The 17,274-nt window shown below is 64.3% G+C and carries 18 protein-coding genes; 4 read left to right on the top strand and 14 right to left on the bottom strand.

Going from position 1 to position 17,274, the window contains the following annotated elements:
* Positions 1-38: 38 nt before the first annotated feature.
* Positions 39-1,043, bottom strand: a complete 1,005-nt coding sequence (locus tag ACK8CP_RS18880; protein ID WP_414832831.1) for an NAD(P)H-quinone oxidoreductase — start codon at positions 1,041-1,043, stop codon at positions 39-41.
* A gap of 139 nt (positions 1,044-1,182) precedes the next feature.
* Here ACK8CP_RS18880 and ACK8CP_RS18875 point away from each other — a divergent pair, with 139 nt between their 5' ends.
* Together ACK8CP_RS18875 and ACK8CP_RS18870 are read left to right on the top strand one after the other, a co-directional pair.
* Positions 1,183-1,371 carry a DUF1192 domain-containing protein gene (locus ACK8CP_RS18875; RefSeq protein ID WP_128290982.1) on the top strand — a complete coding sequence of 63 codons (189 nt, stop codon included), beginning with the start codon at positions 1,183-1,185 and terminating at the stop codon, positions 1,369-1,371.
* Positions 1,372-1,690: 319 nt separating this feature from the next.
* Positions 1,691-2,215, top strand: coding sequence for a DUF1465 family protein (locus ACK8CP_RS18870; protein ID WP_414832830.1), 525 nt, complete (start codon positions 1,691-1,693; stop codon positions 2,213-2,215).
* A gap of 283 nt (positions 2,216-2,498) precedes the next feature.
* Here the strand turns inward: ACK8CP_RS18870 and rpmE are convergent, their stop codons facing one another.
* Positions 2,499-2,720 carry a 50S ribosomal protein L31 gene (rpmE, locus tag ACK8CP_RS18865; RefSeq protein WP_092816464.1) on the bottom strand — a complete coding sequence of 74 codons (222 nt, stop codon included), beginning with the start codon at positions 2,718-2,720 and terminating at the stop codon, positions 2,499-2,501.
* Positions 2,721-2,929: 209 nt separating this feature from the next.
* Here rpmE and ACK8CP_RS18860 point away from each other — a divergent pair, with 209 nt between their 5' ends.
* Complete coding sequence (locus tag ACK8CP_RS18860; protein ID WP_414832829.1) at positions 2,930-4,738, top strand: ABC transporter transmembrane domain-containing protein; 1,809 nt, start codon at positions 2,930-2,932, stop codon at positions 4,736-4,738.
* Positions 4,739-4,879: 141 nt separating this feature from the next.
* On the opposite strand, the gene efeO (ACK8CP_RS18855) is transcribed toward ACK8CP_RS18860, so the two are convergent.
* The 4 genes from efeO (ACK8CP_RS18855) to efeU are packed head-to-tail and all read right to left on the bottom strand — an operon-like array spanning position 4,880 to position 9,119.
* Positions 4,880-5,716, bottom strand: a complete 837-nt coding sequence (gene efeO / locus ACK8CP_RS18855) for an iron uptake system protein EfeO (protein WP_414832828.1) — start codon at positions 5,714-5,716, stop codon at positions 4,880-4,882.
* A 29-nt stretch (positions 5,717-5,745) separates the two neighbouring features.
* Positions 5,746-7,077 carry an iron uptake transporter deferrochelatase/peroxidase subunit gene (efeB, locus tag ACK8CP_RS18850; RefSeq protein WP_414832827.1) on the bottom strand — a complete coding sequence of 444 codons (1,332 nt, stop codon included), beginning with the start codon at positions 7,075-7,077 and terminating at the stop codon, positions 5,746-5,748.
* 1 nt (position 7,078) lies between these two features.
* Positions 7,079-8,221 carry an iron uptake system protein EfeO gene (gene efeO / locus ACK8CP_RS18845; RefSeq protein WP_414832826.1) on the bottom strand — a complete coding sequence of 381 codons (1,143 nt, stop codon included), beginning with the start codon at positions 8,219-8,221 and terminating at the stop codon, positions 7,079-7,081.
* A 31-nt stretch (positions 8,222-8,252) separates the two neighbouring features.
* On the bottom strand, positions 8,253-9,119 hold the full coding sequence (gene efeU / locus ACK8CP_RS18840) for an iron uptake transporter permease EfeU (protein ID WP_414832825.1): 867 nt from the start codon (positions 9,117-9,119) through the stop codon (positions 8,253-8,255).
* A gap of 252 nt (positions 9,120-9,371) precedes the next feature.
* On the opposite strand from efeU, the gene ACK8CP_RS18835 reads away from it, so the two are divergent.
* Positions 9,372-10,181, top strand: coding sequence for a DUF2189 domain-containing protein (locus ACK8CP_RS18835; protein ID WP_414834301.1), 810 nt, complete (start codon positions 9,372-9,374; stop codon positions 10,179-10,181).
* A gap of 3 nt (positions 10,182-10,184) precedes the next feature.
* Here ACK8CP_RS18835 and ACK8CP_RS18830 read toward each other — a convergent pair whose 3' ends face one another.
* The 8 genes from ACK8CP_RS18830 to ACK8CP_RS18795 form a co-directional block, all read right to left on the bottom strand.
* Positions 10,185-11,300 (bottom strand): Acg family FMN-binding oxidoreductase, encoded by a 1,116-nt coding sequence (locus ACK8CP_RS18830; protein ID WP_414832824.1) that lies wholly within the window; start codon positions 11,298-11,300, stop codon positions 10,185-10,187.
* A 256-nt stretch (positions 11,301-11,556) separates the two neighbouring features.
* Positions 11,557-12,585: a peptidoglycan -binding protein gene (locus ACK8CP_RS18825; RefSeq protein ID WP_414832823.1), complete on the bottom strand. Its 1,029-nt coding sequence runs from the start codon at positions 12,583-12,585 to the stop codon at positions 11,557-11,559.
* Positions 12,586-12,588: 3 nt separating this feature from the next.
* Positions 12,589-13,653, bottom strand: a complete 1,065-nt coding sequence (locus ACK8CP_RS18820) for a flagellar motor protein MotA (protein WP_234629065.1) — start codon at positions 13,651-13,653, stop codon at positions 12,589-12,591.
* Between the two features lie 83 nt (positions 13,654-13,736).
* The gene (locus ACK8CP_RS18815) at positions 13,737-14,531 is read right to left on the bottom strand and encodes an inositol monophosphatase family protein (RefSeq protein WP_234629066.1); all 795 of its coding nucleotides are present in this window, start codon (positions 14,529-14,531) and stop codon (positions 13,737-13,739) included.
* Positions 14,532-14,547: 16 nt separating this feature from the next.
* Positions 14,548-15,111, bottom strand: coding sequence for an elongation factor P (gene efp, locus ACK8CP_RS18810; protein ID WP_234629067.1), 564 nt, complete (start codon positions 15,109-15,111; stop codon positions 14,548-14,550).
* Between the two features lie 49 nt (positions 15,112-15,160).
* Positions 15,161-16,270: a 5-(carboxyamino)imidazole ribonucleotide synthase gene (locus tag ACK8CP_RS18805; RefSeq protein ID WP_414832822.1), complete on the bottom strand. Its 1,110-nt coding sequence runs from the start codon at positions 16,268-16,270 to the stop codon at positions 15,161-15,163.
* Positions 16,260-16,724, bottom strand: a complete 465-nt coding sequence (purE, locus tag ACK8CP_RS18800; protein ID WP_234629400.1) for a 5-(carboxyamino)imidazole ribonucleotide mutase — start codon at positions 16,722-16,724, stop codon at positions 16,260-16,262. Before purE ends, ACK8CP_RS18805 begins: the two co-directional genes overlap by 11 nt.
* Positions 16,725-16,937: 213 nt before the next feature.
* Positions 16,938-17,165, bottom strand: coding sequence for a YdcH family protein (locus ACK8CP_RS18795; protein ID WP_092816487.1), 228 nt, complete (start codon positions 17,163-17,165; stop codon positions 16,938-16,940).
* Positions 17,166-17,274 lie beyond the last annotated feature (109 nt).

Below are 17,274 nucleotides of genomic sequence, written 5' to 3'. Positions count from 1 at the left end.
ACGCAATGCGCCGTTGCGATAAGCTTGAGGTCGCAAAGCTATGCGCGCGGATCGACTTTCAAGACGATCTTGCCGACATGTTCAGCATCAATCATCTGGTGCGCTTCCACGACATCGGCAAATGGCACCACCGCGTGAATGACCGGCGTGTAGCGTCCAGCCGCGATCGCCGGCCACACCGTTTCCTCCAGCATGCGCGCGAGTTCGGCCTTCGCGTCCACCGATTGCGGCCGCAAGGTCGAGCCCGTCAGGATGAGCCGTTTCTGCATGATCAGCGCGAGATCGAGCTCCACGCGCTGCCCTTTGAGAAACGCGATCTGCACGACCCGTCCGTCGACCGCCGCGGCCTGCAAATTGCGCTGCGTATAGCTGCCGCCGACCATGTCGAGGATGACGTCAGCGCCGTCGCCGCCGGTAAACTCACGCACCACCTCGACGAAATCTTCGCTGTTGTAATTGATCGCCCGGTCGGCACCGATGCGCCTCGCCGCCTCGCAGCGTTCATCCGACCCCGCCGTCACCAGCACATGGGCGTTGAAGGCCTTGGCGAGCTGGATCGCCGTCGTGCCGATGCCCGACGTGCCGCCATGAACGAGAAGCGTCTCGCCGGGCCTGAGCGAGCCGCGCTCGAAGACATTGTGCCAGACGGTAAAAGTCGTTTCCGGCAAGGCCGCGCCTTCGATGAGCGACAGGCCTTGCGGCAGCGGCAGAGCGTTCGTCTCCGCCACTGTCGCATATTCGGCGTAGCCGCCGCCAGGCAGAAGCGCCACCACCGCATCGCCGATGCTGAAGCGTTCCGCGCCCTCGCCTGCCGCCACCACATGACCGGAGATTTCGAGCCCCGGAATATCGGAGGCCCCCTTCGGCACGGGATAGCGGCCGAGCCGCTGCAGGACGTCCGGCCGGTTGATGCCCGCCGCTGCGACCTTGACGAGAAGCTCGCCTTCTCCCGGCTGCGGCACGGCGCGCTCTTCGACCGCCAGCACCTCCGGCCCACCCGGCTCGGTGATGGCAACGGCTTCCATCGTCTGCGGAATGTTCATGCATCCTCCCCACAATCTGCCATGAACCTAGCGCGTGGAAGTCGGATTTTGAATGGGTGAAGCATCGGCAATGAAACGCTGACAGCCAGCGGATGCAGCGTTATCCTTCGCGCCAAAGGCCGAAACCAGATGGGCGACGATGTTTGCAGACGACGACAGGCCGGTGAAAAAGCCGGTCCATACGGTGGGGGAAGACCTCTCGCTCCTTTCAGAACACGAGCTCGAAGAACGCATCGCGCTTTGCGAGGCCGAGATTGCGCGCATCCAACAGGAGCTGACGCGCAAGAAGGGCGGGCGCGCCGCGGCGGACGCGGTTTTCAAGCGCTGAGGGCCGATCGTTCAGCTTGTCGTTCCCCGCTTAACCGCGGATTAACCTTTCTAATTTCTAATGGCACCATCCAATCAGGTTTGGATCTGAGTGATCCTGTTCACTCTGTTTGACGCCTCCCTGTATCAGCCTAAGAGCCGCCCAGCGGCTCTTTTTTTAGGCCGCGTCGCAATCTTTACTATTTGATTACAATCCGTTTGAATTCGGCCTCGTCGGGGTGTCGAACTGGCTCCACGATCGAGAAGCCGGTGGAGAACCCGGCTCCCGCACTTGCCGAGGCGCGGCCCTCGGCTTTGAATAGCCAAAAGGGATCAAGTCCATGCGTCAAACGGGTAGCCGCGAAGAGCCACTGTCTTTCGGGCGCGCATATGCGCATTCGCAGACATTCAGCGAATTGTTCCAGGCGGGCATGCGGCTCGTCGAGGAGACGGCAGCCTATCTCGATGGGGACGGGCGGGCCGCCGCATCCGGGCTCAATCGTCCCGCGTCCATCGTCTATGCAACGGAATCCATGCGTCTCACCACGCGGCTGATGCAGCTCGCCTCCTGGCTCCTCCTGCATCGCGCGGTAAACGAAGGTGAGATGACGCTCGACCAGGCGGCGGAAGAAAAGCACAAGATCCGCCTCGATCAGGCGCTGACCGCCATGCGCGGTCCCGGCTGGGACGAGCTTCCAGAAGGGTTCAAGGCGCTGATCGACCGCTCCGTGTCCCTGCAGAAGCGGGTGCAGATGATCGACGCGGCGCTTTTCGACGATGGTCGTTCGACCCTGGAGGAAGCACCGAGCCCGGTGGCAAGCCAGCTTGCAGCCCTTCAGGACGCCTTCGAGAAACGTGTCGGCTGACGCCCGCACGGCAAAGCACGCTCGAGCCGCCCCGCGGAACGATGCCCCGCGAAACGACGCCCCTCGCCAGGGCGCAGTTTCGGCTCGCATATCGGCATTGCCGGCTCCCTTCGCCGACGCCGCCTACGAAGATGCCGCCGATAAAACTCGCGCTAGCAAAAAAGGCCGCCCCTTCGGAGCGGCCTTTTCGATTCTGACGTTCAACGAACGCAGGCGGCGTTTTGCGGCTGCCGCGCCTTGCCGCTCCCTAGGGAGCGGACCCTTTCGGAGCGGCCAACGCGACTTAGCCGAGGAAGCCGGCGTACTTGTTCTTGAAGCGCGACAGGCGACCGCCGCGGTCGATGAGGTGCTGGCCGCCGCCGGTCCAGGCCGGATGCGTCGAAGGATCGATATCGAGCTGCAGCGAGGCACCATCCTCGCCATAGGTCGAACGGGTCCAGTATTCCGTGCCGTCGGTCATCACGACCTTGACCGGATGATAATCCGGATGGATGTCTTTCTTCATGTCTCGTCTCGTCGGTTGGAGCGGCCCGCCAGCCTTCGGCGCTCTCGCCCAAGGCCCGTGCCCTTCGTCGCTGCGCCCATCGTCACGCCACGGCTTTCACCGCGCAGAAAGGCAATTGTCGTCGGCGATATACAGAAGCCGGCATGCGCTATCAAGTCCGTGCAGCAACCCTTGCACCACATGTCCAATCGTGCTCCCTGCAAAACCAAATGACCGATCGCTCTTCTAAAAGGCCCCGCAAGGCCGGCCGCTCGTCGTTGCGCCCTCTCAAGGCGCTTGTCCCCTATTTCGCCAGATATCGCGGACGTGTCGCAGCAACGCTTGCGGCGCTGATCCTTGCGACACTGGCAACGCTCGCGATCCCGATGGCGGTGAGGCGTGTCGTCGATTTCGGCTTCTCCGCCGACAACGTCGGCTTCATCGACAGTTACTTCACCATGCTGCTCGTGGTGGTGGCGGTCCTCGCCGGTGCGAGCGCCGCGCGCTTCTACCTCGTCACCACGCTCGGTGAGCGGATCGTCGCAGACCTGCGCGACGGCCTCTTCACGCGGATGATGCAGCTTTCGGCAGGCTTCTACGACACGGCGCGCTCCGGCGAGATTTTGTCGCGCCTCACCGCCGACACGACGCAGATCCGCGCCGCGATCAGCTTTGCCGCCTCCGTCGCGCTCAGAAACATCATGATGTTCCTCGGCTCGGTCGTGATGATGGTGGTGACGAGTCCGGGCCTGTCGGCGCTGGTGCTTGCTGCGATCCCCTTCATCGTCGTGCCGATCCTGTGGTTCGGGCGGCGCGTACGCCAGCGTTCGCGCTTCGCCCAGGATCGCCTGGCGGAGGCCTCCGCCTATGCCTCGGAAGCGATTTCGGGCGTCCGCACGGTCCAGGCCTTCAATCAGGAGACCCCGGCGCGGCGTTATTTCGGCGTGCGCATCGAGGATGCCTTTCAGGCCGCCCGCAGCGCCACGGCGGCGCGTGCGGCCCTCACCGCCTTTGCCATCTTCATCGTCTTTGCGAGCGTCGTCGTCGTCCTTTGGTGGGGCGCGCAGGCGGTCGTCGACGGCACCATGACGGGCGGTCGCCTCAGCCAGTTCGTGCTCTATTCGGTGTTTGCGGCCGCCGGCCTCGGTGAGATCGGCCAGGTCTGGGGCGAGATCAGCCAGGCCGCCGGCGCCACCGAGCGGATCGTCGAGCTTCTGGAGACGGAACCAGAAATCAAGAAGCCGCAAAATCCTGTGGCCCTGCCGACCCCGGCCCGCGGCGAGGTGCGCTTCGACGACGTCTCCTTCGCCTATCCCCAAGGCTCAGGCCCGGTTCTCCACAATGTCGCCTTCGACATCCGAGCCGGCGAACGGGTGGCGATCGTCGGACCTTCGGGCGCCGGCAAATCGACGGTCTTCGCGCTCCTCATGCGCTTTTACGACCCGCAGACGGGCTCGGTCATGGTCGATGGCGTCCCCATCACCAAGGCGGACCCGGAAGAGGTCCGCCGCCGCATCGCGCTCGTGCCGCAGGACGTGGCGATCTTTGCCGCGACCGCCCTCGACAACATCCGCTTCGGCAACGAGACGGCAAGCCGCGAGGACGTCGAGGCAGCCGCCAAAGCCGCCAACGCCGACGAATTCATCCGCGCGCTTCCGGAAGGCTACGACACCGTGCTCGGAGAGCGCGGCATCACCCTTTCGGGCGGCCAGAAGCAGCGCATCGCCATTGCCCGCGCGCTGTTGAAGGATGCGCCGATCCTTCTCCTCGACGAGGCGACGAGTTCGCTCGACGCGGAAAGCGAGGTCGCCGTCCAGGCCGCCCTCGAAACGCTGATGAAGGATCGCACCAGCCTCGTCATCGCCCACAGGCTCGCGACTGTGCGCAATGCCGACCGCATCCTGGTGATGGAGAACGGCGCGCTCGTCGAGGAAGGCACGCATCAGGCGCTCATTTCCAAGAGCGGCCTTTATGCGCGTCTGGCCGAGCTGCAGTTCAACGACGGTGGCCGCGAGCCGGAATCTGCGGCCGCAGAATAACCCGGCTCCGCCTTAAGCCGCTTCCGAGCCACGCATCAAAAAAGCCCCGCTGGCGGACAAGCCGCAGCGGGGCTTCCTGTTTCACGCGTGTTGTGAACTGCCGTCGGAGAAAGACGGCCTTTCCCACTCTCCGCGGAGAGCTCAGCCGAGGCCGAGCTTGCCACGCAGCGTGGAAAGATCTTCCGCCAGCGTATTCACCTTGGTGGAAAGCAGGTTGCGATCTTCGTCGCTCAACTCTGTGTAGGAGACGTAGCCGCCCTCGTCGGTTTCGTACTCTTCGAGCACCTCATAGACGGCGTCGAAATTACCCTGGACCGTCTCCAGGAACTCTTCGGAATCCTTCTCTTCGAGGATCGGCTTCAAGAGATCGAAGATCTTGTAGGCGCCGTCGAAATTCGCCTTGAAGTCCCACAGATCGGTGCGGCTGTAGCGATCTTCCTCACCGGAGATCTTGGTCGCCGCGACCTCTTCCATGAGCGTCGCCGCACCGCCGACGACCACTTCAGGCGGGAAGGTCAGCTCGTTGATGCGGTTGTTGAGATCTTTCACGTCTTCCATGAGCTGGTCGGCGTACTCTTCGAGGCCTTCCGTGGAGCCTTCCTCCCAGAGCCCGTATTCGAGACGATGGAAGCCGGTAAAGGTCGGATCCTGTTCGCCCTTCTCGTAATCGTCGGCGCGGGCGTCGATCGACACGTCGAGATCGGAGAACAGCTCGGCGATCGGCTCGACGGCCTCGTAGCTGGTGCGCGTCGGCGCGAAGAGCTCTTTCGCCTTGTCCACGTCGCCGGCCTTGATTGCTTCGACGAAAGCCTGCGTATCCTTCACCAGCTCTGCGGTGTTTTCGGCCACGTAGATCTTGTATTGGGCAAGCGGCTCAACGAGGTCGAGTGAGGCGTCTTGCGCCATGGCGCCGGTGAGGGCCGTGGTGCTGAGGGCGAATGCCAGGGCGCCTGCGCGCAGATGTCGGGTGAAGTTCATAAGGGTATCTTTCCTTTCCCTAGGTTGGTTCAGATCGGCGTGTCGGCGGTTGAAACCGCTTCGATGAGGTCCTGTCCGAGATAGCGATCGGGGCTTGTGACCCCGGGCAGGACAAAGAAGTACCCGCCGCCGACGGGCTTGATGTATTCCTCCAGCGGCTCGCCATTGAGCTTTGTCTGGACGGCGATGAAGCCCTTCTCCAGATCCGCCTGATAGGCGATGAACAGGAGCCCCTGGTCGAGCTGGCCGGACTTCGTGACGCCGTTCGAATAATTGAACGGCCGCCGCAGGATGAGATTGTCGTCGGCCTCCGGCGTGCGCGGATTGGCGAGCCGGATATGGGAATCGAGCGGTGTCACTTCGCCCTGCGGATCGCTGGAATATTCCGGAACGTCGCTTTCCCGCGCCCCGCCGAAGGGGGCGCCGCTGTCCTTCTTGCGCCCGAAAATCTCTTCCTGCTCCTTGAGCGGGGTGCGGTCCCAGCGCTCGACGAAATTGCGGATGATCCGCACCGCCTGATAGCTGCCGCCATGGGCCCATTGCGGCTCGTCATCGCCCTCGCCGACCCACACGACCTTCTGCATGAGGTCGTGATCGTTGGAATCTGGATTGGCGGAGCCGTCGCGAAAGCCGAGGAAATTGCGTGCGCTTTCCGTCTCCCCGTCGGGCTTTGGCGGAATGACCGGGACATCGCCTTCCTGCATCCAGCGCAGCACCAGATATTCGGGCAGGTTCTTCACGATATCGCGCAGCGCGTGGATGTTGGTGTCCTGCAGATTGGCGCAGAACTGCAGCGAGAGATCCCCGTGACAGCGCTCCGCATCGAGCGCGTCGTTCGGGAATTGCGTCATCCGCTGAAGCGTCCGCGGCTTCAGGGGCGTCAAGAACTCCCGCCGTTCAAACAAAGAGGCGCCGAGACCGACGGTGATCGTCAGATTGTCGGGGGCCACCACCGGCCCCAGAATTCCGGAATCCGGAGGCGGCAGCTTCGGATCGAGCTCCGGCACCTCACCGCCCTGGGTCAGGAAGACGATGCGCTCCGTCAGCTTGCGCAGCATCGTCTCAAGGTCGTCCGGCGTGCGTGCGACGACATCGAAAGCCGCCATGATGCCGGTCGCCGGTCGCGGCGTGACGACCCCCGCCTGATGCTTGCCGTAGAACGGCACCCGTTCCGACGTGCTGTTGAGACCCGTCGGCGCATCGGTGACCTGATGCCCGTCGCCCTCTTCGGCCAGTGCCGGGACCGCTCCCAAGGCGAGCACGCTGCCCGCACCCCCGAGCCCGAAGAGCACCTGGCGGCGGCTTGCAAACGGGCAGCCGAAGCCCAAACGCGCCGTGTTGTCCTTGATCCTGTCTGTCATCTCAGCTCACTCCGATCACCTGGTCGAGCCGGTCGAGAACGTCGGCGAGGTCCTGGAAAGCCTCAGAAAGGGAGGCGCGCGCGGCCGCGTCGACGCTGTCGTAGGACGGGTAGCCATCCGGCCCGGACAGCTCCGAGAGCTTCGTCTCCACCGCCTTCAGCTTCGCGTCGATCTCCTTCTCGAGAGCCGGATCGACGGGCTCCACGACGGATTGCAAAAGCCCCGTGATCTTGGCGATGCCCTCGAAATTTGCGGCGAAATCGGCAAGGTCGGTGTGGGCGTAATGGTCCTCGCCGGCCTTGATCTTCCCGCCCGAAAGCTGCCGCGCCATGTCGCCCGGGATCGCCATCAAAAGCGCCGGGTCGAGCTTGAGCTTGCCGAGACGCGATTTGAGTTCGCCCATATTCGCAACGAGTTCGTCGGCAACCGGCGCCAGCCCCTCCGTCGTCTCCTCGGAGAAGAGCCCGTATTCGAGACGATGGAAGCCGGTGAACGCCGGGTCGGCCTCGCGCTTTTCCAGATAATCCGCGACCGGATCGATGGCGTTTTCGAGATCCGACAGGCGGTAGGCGACCGGCTCCACGCGCTTATAGGGAAGCCGCGCCTCCACCCACAGATCCTGTGCCTCCTGCAGGTTGCCGGCCTTGATCGCCTCGGCGAGCGCCTCGCTGGCGGACACGGCGGCCATCCCCTGCTGCACGAGGTAGACCTTGTATTCCGACAAGGGCCCGAGAAAATTTCTGAGGCCGACGGTGCTCGCGGCCGTCCGCGCCTCTTCCGATTCCGTCACATGCAGAATGCCGCGCGGATTGGAGAGAAGGCCGCAGGTGATCTCGTAATCGCCCGGGCGAAGCTGCGCTGTCAGCGTCTGCTTGAAGCCGGGCGCGATGTTCTCGCGCTCCGCCACGACCATGACGCCGTCGAGGATTTCCCATTCGATCGGCCGTTCCGACGTATTGAGGATCTCAAACGAGCGCTTGCCGCCGGGCACCGTGATTTCGTTGGGCTCGCAGGCGGTGGCACTGACGGCGACGCGGAACTGATCGGCCGTGTCTGCCTGCCCCGCGGCATGCTGGCTCGCATAATAGAAGGCCGTGCCGCCGGCGATGGCGAGAAGCGCGGCACCGGCGATGGCAAGGGTCATGAGCCCCGAACGAGGCGTTTTGGGCTGAGGCTCAGGCGCCGGCATTGGGACGCTCCGCGGTTGGGCTCGGCGCGTAGACGCTCGCCCCCTTCCCCGGCCGCGCGGGCTTCAGGAAGAAGAAGAGGCTCACGCCGAGGAAGAGGACATAGAGAAGGATCTCGCCGACGCTCGGGCTCTCCTGGTAGCCGAGGATGCCCGACAGGATGGTGCCGACGACGCTGGAGACCGGCAGAACGCGGCTGAGGTCGTATGCCGGCGTCTGCAGCTCGTTCCACAGTCCCGCCTCGTGCAGATTGCCGAGCGCGCTCGCCAGGATGCCGGCGGCGACGAAGAGGATGAAGACACCAGTCCAGCGGAAGAAACGGCGCAGATTGAGCCGGAGCCCGCCCACATAGATCGCAAAGCCCGCCGCGACGGAGACGAGCACGCCGGCAAGCGCTGCAAGCGGCACCCCGGGGCCGGAACTCTGCTGAAAAATGGCGAGCAGGAAGAAGATCGATTCAAGGCCTTCCCGCGCCACCGCGAAGAAGACCATGGCGATCAGTGCCCAGGCCGCACCTTTGGGCGCGGACAGCGCCGCATCGATGGAATCGTGCAATTCCGCCTTGATGGAGCGCGCCGCCTTGCGCATCCAGAAGACCATCGAGGTCAGGATGACGACGGCGACGAGACCGACGCAGGCCTCAAACAGCTCCTGATACTTCTGCGGGAATTCCGCGCTCACCCATTGCAGGGCGGCGCCGACGAAAAGCGACAGGGCGACGGCGAGAAAAATCCCGACCCAGACGAGCGGCATCCATGCGGAACGCCCGGTCTGACGCAGATAAGTCGCGATGATGCCGGTCACCAGAGCGGCTTCGAGGCCCTCGCGCAGCATGATGAGGAAGGAAGCGAGCATACCCGTCCTTTGGAAGATCACGGGCACAGCTAAAAAATCTGACTTTGAAATGCAATAATTAAATTTCGAAACGAGGGCCTTCAAAACGCGCGGCCGTCGCAGTCTTCGGGGGCTTTTCTCCGCCGCCTCGCCCATCCGATACGTGACACAAGAGCTTCCGTCAAAACGTGAACCGCTCTAGATTTTTCAACAAGACGAGCCGGAACGGCCGCTGAGAAAAGCCCATACGGTCCTGGGAGGGACGCTGTGACGATGACGGGAGAGCCGCGCGCGGCCGAGGCGCCGCGCATGCCGGATGTCCGCGAGATCGGCTTCGCCGATCTCAAGGCCGCGCTCAAAGACGGGTTCGCGGATTTCCTCGCCGAACCTCTCTACGGCCTGTTCTTTGCGGCGATTTTCGTGGCCGGCGGCTTCGTCGTCCTCGGCCTCCTCATCGCTCTCGACATGCCCTGGATGATCCTACCCTTCGGCGTGGGCTTTCTCTTGCTGGGCCCTTTCGTGGCCGCCGGGCTCTACGAGGTGAGCCGCTGCCGCGCCCGCGGCGAGAAACCTGGATGGCGGCGCGTGCTGACGACCGTCTCCCGCCAGCGCCAGCGGCAGATGAGCTGGATGGCCTTCGTCATCCTCTTCATCTTCTGGATCTGGATCTATCAGGTGCGACTGCTTCTGGCGCTTTTCCTCGGCTTCAAGAGCTTTTCGAGCCTTGCCGACTTTTTCGCCGTCGTCACGACGACGCCGGAAGGGCTCGGCTTTCTCCTCGTCGGCACAGCGGTGGGCGCCTTCCTGGCACTCGTCCTCTTCTCGTCGACGGTGATCGCCATGCCGCTCCTCCTCGACCGGGAGCTCGACTTCGTCTCGGCGATGATCGTGAGCTTCAAGGCGGTGCGCAAGAACCCGGGGCCGATGCTCGCCTGGGGCCTCATCGTCGGTGCGCTCACCCTTCTGGCGCTCGCGCCGACCTTCCTCGGCCTCTTTATCGTCCTGCCGGTGCTCGGCCACGCCACCTGGCATCTCTTCGAAAAGGTCGTCGGCTCCAGGATGGGAGGGCCGGCGACGACCTGAGCCTCACACCGTCACGGCGGCGACGGGTCTTCTAAGCGACATCGGCACTTTGGCACCCCGGCCGAAACGGAGGACGAGCGCCGGTCTCAGCCCCTCGCCGAGCCAGGACGCGAAGGCGTGCCGGACCGAGGCGACCTCCACCGGCTGGTTGACGAAGCTCGTGCGGATGTCGCGCGCCTCCGCCTCCAGCATGAAGCGCTGCGCGGCGCGCCCGACCGCGAAGAGCCCAGCCGCATCGTTCTTCTCGGCGAAAAGAACGAGTGCACCGGCCGCCCCGTCGATCTGGGCGACATATTTCGGGTTCTCCGCCGCGGCGGTGAAGACATAAGGAAAGATCGCTCGCCCGAGCCAGCGCGGCGTCACGGGATTGCCCGAGGCGCCGGCAAAGAGTCCGTCCAGCCGGCGCACCGCATCGCTCTCGTTGAAGCGCACCCAGCTTCGAAGCTCCTCGACGAAGGCCGCGTCCCCGCATTGCGCCGTGTTGCCCCAGACGACGAAGTCTTTCAGTTCGTCGAGCTCGGCTCGGGCGGTCAGGAACCGCGTGCGCACGCCGGGCCGGTCGATCGCCCCCTCCAGGGCGCGAAGCTCTTCGGCAGAGAGGGGCGAGACATCGAAAGGCGCGCGGGTCGATTGCCGGCGCGGGATAGCCTCGAACGCCGGCAAGCTATGTGGAGCTGCGGGCGTCAGCGAGATGACGGCCGCCTGCGCGTCGTCGTCGAAGCGCGCCTCCGCGGCAAAGCCCGCCGCGCCGGCTGCCAGCACGAGATTCTCGGCAGCGCAGCCGAGCGAAGCGAAGAGATGCCTGTCCTCGGGATCGACCGCGGGGCAGCGGCGCGAAAAATCCGGCGCGATGCGGATCTCGCGGCCGGAGACGCCGAAGAGCCAGGGCTGCGTGTTGTGGCTGTTCGCGGCCAGGGTCGCATAGCGGATGAGGCCGGAAAATGTCTCACCATCCCCCGCGCCAGACGCGGCTCCCGCGGCTTCGACGTCCAGCCTCCGTCGCGAGGCGTCCACCGCCGCGGCATAGGCCGGGTCGGTGCCCGGCCAGAGAGAATAGCCAAGGCCCGCCCCGGCGAGAACCACACCGGAACCGACGATGATATTGCGCCTCGAAAGCATCGTATGCCTCCGTCAGCTTCACAGCGGAAGCTAGCAGGCAGCGGGCGGCTGAGCCTTGATGCGGGTCAAGCAGCCGGGAGTGCCTCAGGCCGTCCGAGTGAGACGCTCCGCCTTGATCTCGTCGTCGCGCAGCCGCACCTCGGCGAGGTCATGCGCCGCCTGCATGCGAGCAAGGTCTCGGCGCTGACGCCAAAGGCCTTTTCGAAATGGATCGCCATCAGTGACAATCCTCCAGGTCGAGACGCTCGATCGCCCCTCACCGCTCCGTCAGCTTCAGCTCGATGCGGCGGTTCCTGCGATAGGCTTCTTCGCTCTCGCCTTCATCGAGCGGCTGGTATTCGCCAAATCCGGCGGCGACGAGATGCTGCGGCGAAACCCCCTGGTCGATCAGATAGCGCACGACCGAAATGGCGCGCGCCGCCGACAGATCCCAGTTCGACTGGAAGCGTCCTGTGCCGGAAACCGGTCGCTTGTCGGTGTGGCCGTCGACGCGGATCACCCAGTTGATCTCTTTCGGGATCTCCGCTTCCAGCTCCTTGATGGCGTCCGCAAGCTCGTTGAGATCGGGCTTGAAGGAATCGGTGATCTCGTCCGTGCCCGTCGGAAAGAGCACGGAGGCCGGCAGCACGAAGCGGTCGCCCACCACCTCGATGTCGGAGCGCCCTGCGAGGATCTCTCTGAGACGCCCGAAAAAGTCGGAGCGGTAGCGCGACAGCTCCTGCACCCGCTGGGCGAGCGCCACGTTGAGCCGTCGGCCGAGATCGGCGATCTTGGTCTGGCTCTGCCGGTCGCGCGTTTCGGAGGCTTCGAGCGCATCTTCCAGGGCCGCGATCTGCCGGCGGAGTGCCGAAAGCTGCTGGTTCAGAAGCTCCACCTGCGCCAGCGCGCGCTGGCTCACCTCTTTTTCGTTGGCAAGATCGCTGGTGAGCCCGGAGATGCGCTCCTCCGCCTCGCCGGCGGCCCCCGATGAGGACGACAACAGCCCCTGCAGCCGGTCGCGCTCGCCTTCGGCGCTCGAAAGGCTCGCCTGCAATGAGGCGATCGTCTCCGTCATGTCGCGATTGTCGGTGCGCTCCAGCGCCAGAAGCTCGGTCAGCTCGGCGATCTGCGCGTTGAGGCGGTTCAACACCTCGTCACGCCCGGAAATCTCCTGGGAGAGGAAGAACTGCGCGATGAAGAAAACGGTGAGCAGGAAGACGAAGACGAGCAAAAGCGTCGCCATGGCGTCGACGAAGCCCGGCCAGTAATCCGTGCGCTGCATGCGCCGTGCGCGCGCGAGCGCCATGGATCAGCGCTCCCTGCCGGTTTCCGTCAGGCCCGGCATGCGCTGCGGATAGGGCTTGTCTTCCTCGCGCATCCGCCGCGTCTTGGCCTCGGCCCCGTCATGGCCGAGCCGCTCGGCGATGGCATCGAGCGTGTTCTGCAGATACTCGCGCTGCTCGGCCTGCCCCTCCATCCAGTCGCGCACCATCTGCTGCTCGTTGCGCATATGCTGGACGAGGCCCTGGATGCCTTCCGCGAGATTGGCCATCGCCGCAATCGAGGGCCGTCCTCCGCCCTCCATATTGCGCGACAGCCTTTCGACCGCGAGGCGGATCTCCTGCACCGTATTGCCGGTCTCCGCATCCTCGAGGTCGAAATCCTCGAGGTCGGTCATCGTGGACAGCCAGTCTTCGAGCTCGGTGTAGAAGCGGTTCTGCGCCTGCCCGGCCTGGAGATCGAGAAAGCCGAGGACGAGCGAGGAGGCAAGGCCGAAGAGCGAGGACGAAAAGGCGATGCCCATGCCGGAAAGCGGCGCTTCGAGCCCGGCCTTGAGATCTTCGAAGATGACCCCCGCCTCGCCGGAATCGACCCGCAAGGATTGGATCGTCTCGCTGACGGAGCCGACGGTGCGCAACAGCCCCCAGAACGTACCGAGAAGCCCGAGAAAGACGAGAAGCCCCGTCAGATAGCGCAGGATCTCGCGGTTTTCATCAAGCCGCGTGGCGATGGAATCGAGGATCGAGCGCCATGTGGAGGTCGACAGCATCGCCTCGCGTCGGTCGCGCAGAAGCGTCGCCATCGGCGCGAGAAGCCTGGGCGAATCCTCCGAAAAGCCGGCTTCCTGCCGGCGGAAGGAATTCACCCATTTGACTTCCGGCATCAGCATGATGACGCTTCGGAAGGCGAGCAGCACGCCGATCAGAAGCACGCCGATGATGAGCCCGTTGAGGCCCGGATTGGACATGAAGCCGACGGCGATCTGGCGATACAGGATGAGCGGCACGAAGGCCGCGATCACCAGAAAGATGAGCATCCGAACCAGAAAGATTCGGGGCGAAGAGAGCCGGTAGGGATCGTATTCTTTCGCCATATTATCCAGGGTTCGGCCGCGCTTTGGTCCAATCTAGCGTGATTTGCCGGAAGGACGAAACAGTCGCGGCCGATTCCGGCGATTTATCCGCCAGCGCCCTTGAGCAATCCGGCGAGATGCTGGTGCACCGCCTCATTGCCGGCAACGATGGTGCCGGAGGTGAGCATCGCGTCCCCGCCCTTGATATCGGTGACGAAGCCGCCCGCCTCGCGGATGAGGAGAATGCCCGCCGCCATGTCCCAGGCCGACAGATGGCTCTCCCAGAAGCCGTCGAAGCGGCCGGAGGCGACCCAGGCGAGATCGAGCGCAGCCGCACCGAACCGCCGGATACCGGCGGCCTCCGCCATGACCGCCGCCATCTGGCGCAGATACGGCCCATGCTCGCCGCGGCCGAAATGCGGGATTCCAGTCGCGATAACCGTCTCCGCAAAAATGCGGCGCTGGGCGACGCGCAGGCGTCGATCGTTGAAGAAGGCTCCTGACCCACGCTCCGCGGTATAGAGCTCGTCCGTGACAGGATTGTAGATGACACCCGCCGTCAGTCGCCCCTGGCGCTCGAGCGCGATCGAGACGGCGAACATCGGAATGCCGTGCAGAAAGTTCGTGGTGCCGTCGAGCGGATCGACGATCCAGCGGTGCTGGGGATCCTCCCCGATTGTCTCGCCGGATTCCTCCATCAGGAAGGAATAGCCGGGGCGCGCGCGCTCCAGTTCCTCGCGGATGATTTCCTCCGCGCGCCGGTCGGCGGCGCTGACGAAATCCGCCGGCCCCTTGCGCGACACCTGAAGGTGCTCGACCTCGCCGAAGTCGCGGGCGAGCACGCGCCCCGCTTTGGTGGCGGCGCGCACCATCACATTGAGAATTGCCGATCTTGCCATGTCGTGTGAGCCGTACCTACTCGGCCCGCTTGACGTAGGCGATCTCGTTGGTGTCGACGACGATCCTCTCGCCGGCCGTGATGAAGGGCGGCACCATCACGCGCACGCCGTTTTCCAGCATCGCCGGCTTGTAGGAGGACGCGGCCGTCTGGCCTTTGATCGTCGGCTCGGTCTCTGTGATGGCGAGCACCACCTGGTCCGGAAGCGCGATGCCGATCGGCCTCTCTTCATGCATTTCGAGCGTCACGGTCATGCCGTCCTGCAAAAAGGCGGCGCGCTCGCCGACGAATTCCTCGGCGAGATTGATCTGCTCGTAGCTCTCGGAATCCATGAACACCAGCACGTCTCCATCCTTGTAGAGAAACTGGAAGTCCTTGGTTTCGATGCGGACGCGCTCGACCTTTTCGTCGGAACCGAAGCGATTGTTGAGCTTGCGCCCGTCGATCAGGTTCTTGAGTTCGACCTGGTTGTAGGCCGGACCCTTGCCGGGTTTCACCTTATTGGTTTTCACCGCCACCCAGAGCGTGCCGTCATATTCGATGACATTGCCCGGGCGGATGTCGTTACCGCTGATTTTCATCGCTAATCCTGTCGAGAGATCGGCGGCCTTGCACCACACTTTGCGGGGCTTAGCAAGGCGCCTTGGTAAGCGGCTGAAGCCGCGTCACATGCCCCATCTTACGTCCCGGCCGGATTTCGCGCTTGCCGTAGAGCGTCAGGCAACAATTGTTCTCGCCCGCAAGTGCCTGCCAATCCTCGGCCTCTTCGCCGATGAGATTGGTCATCACCGCATCGCTGTGGCGGGAGACGGACCCGAGCGGCCAGCCGGCGATCGCCCGGATATGATTTTCAAACTGCGAGCAGACGCAGGCATCGCGTGTCCAATGGCCGGAATTGTGCACCCGCGGCGCGATCTCGTTGACGAGGAGCAGCTCGCTGCCCTTCACCTCGATGACGAAGAGCTCGACGCCGATGACACCGATATAATCGAGTTCGGTCACGATGGTGGCGGCGATTTCCGCCGCCTTCTGCCGCGTCGCGAGCGAGATATTGGCCGGCACGGTGGAGGTGTGGAGGATATGGTTGCGGTGGACGTTTTCCGGCACGTCGTAAACCGCCGTCTCGCCGTTCACCCCGCGCACCGCGATCACCGAGACTTCGCGCGAAAACGGCACGAAGGCTTCCAGAACCGCCGGCGCACGCGCGATCGCCTCATAGGCCGCCTCGGCATCTTTGGCGTCGTCGATGCGCACCTGCCCCTTGCCGTCATAGCCGAAGCGGCGCGTCTTCAAGATCGCCGGCGTCTTCAGGTGTTGAAGCGCGGCCTTGAGCCCGTCGAGATCGTCGATCGCCGCATAGGGGCCGACCGGCACGCCGGCGCCGGTCAGAAAGCTCTTCTCGTTGAGCCGGTCCTGCGCCACTTCGAGCGCACGCGGTCCGGGCCGCACCGGGCAGGTCGCCGCAAGCAGCTCCGCCGCATCGACGGCGATGTTCTCAAACTCGTAGGTGACGACGTCGACGTCGGCCGCAAAGGCTTCGAGCGCGCGCGGATCGTCATAAGGGGCGACCGTGTAATGCGCCGAGACGTCGAAGGCCGGACTGTCGGGATCCGGACAGAAGACATGCGTGGAGAGGCCCAGCTGTGCGGCGGCGACCGCCAGCATGCGCCCGAGCTGGCCCCCGCCCAGAATGCCGATGGTCGCGCCGGGCGCGAGCGCCCCTGTGTGGTCAGCTGTCATCGCGCGGATCCTCGCCGACGGCATCGCTCTGCCGCAGGCGGAAGGTTGCGAGCCGCTCCGCCAGAGCCGCATCGCCGAGCGACAGGATGGAGGCGGCGAAGAGCGCCGCATTGGCCGCGCCGGCCTCGCCGATCGCAAAGGTCGCCACCGGAATGCCGGCCGGCATCTGCACGATCGAATAAAGCGAATCCTGCCCCGACAAAGCGCGCGATTGCACGGGCACACCGAGCACCGGCAGGCGCGTCAGGGAAGCGACCATGCCGGGCAGATGCGCCGCCCCGCCGGCCCCCGCGATGATCACCTTGAAGCCGCTCGTTTCGGCCCCTTTGGCGAAGTCGTAGAGCCGCTCCGGGGTGCGGTGCGCGGAGACGATGCGCGCCGCGTAGCCGATGGCGAGCTCGTCGAGCTTTTCGGCCGCGCGCTGCATGGTGGCCCAGTCGGAACGACTGCCCATGACGAGTGCGACGGGAACGGAAGATGATGCGGTCAAGGCGACAATGTCCGCGTTGTCAGGGAAAGAAAACCGGAAAGACGCCGGATTAACGAATGCGGAAGCCTCCCGCAAGACGACGGACCGGCCCAAATATCAGGCAAAGAGTGAGCGCGTCATGCGGACGAACCTGCCGCAAACACCGCGCCCTCCACCAGGTCTTGCGCCCGGCAGACCTTACGCGATGATATCCGGCAGAAGCCTGTCTTCGAGCGCCAGGATACGGTCCTTCAAGGAGAGTTTCTTGCGCTTCAGGCGCTGCAATTGCAGGTAATCGGGCTGCGGCGAGGCCGTATGAAGGGCTTCGATGGCATGATCGAGATCGCGGTGTTCCTGACGCAAGAGAGCAAGCTCCGCCCTGATCTCCTTCTGCGTCAGCTCCACGACGTTGTCGCTACCATCCATCATCACCTCCAGGGGCGGCAATCTATCACGAGGAATTGTCTCATGCAGCCTATCGGCCGCGGATGCCAGCGTACGGTTCGAAAAGCCGCAGCTTGAAGCGAAAAAAATG

The organism is Afifella sp. YEN Y35 (assembly GCF_047553465.1).
Taxonomy (GTDB): Bacteria; Pseudomonadota; Alphaproteobacteria; order Rhizobiales; family Afifellaceae; genus Afifella; species Afifella aestuarii.
Note: the sequence above shows the minus strand (reverse complement) of the source record. Positions and strands in the feature narration are given on the sequence as shown.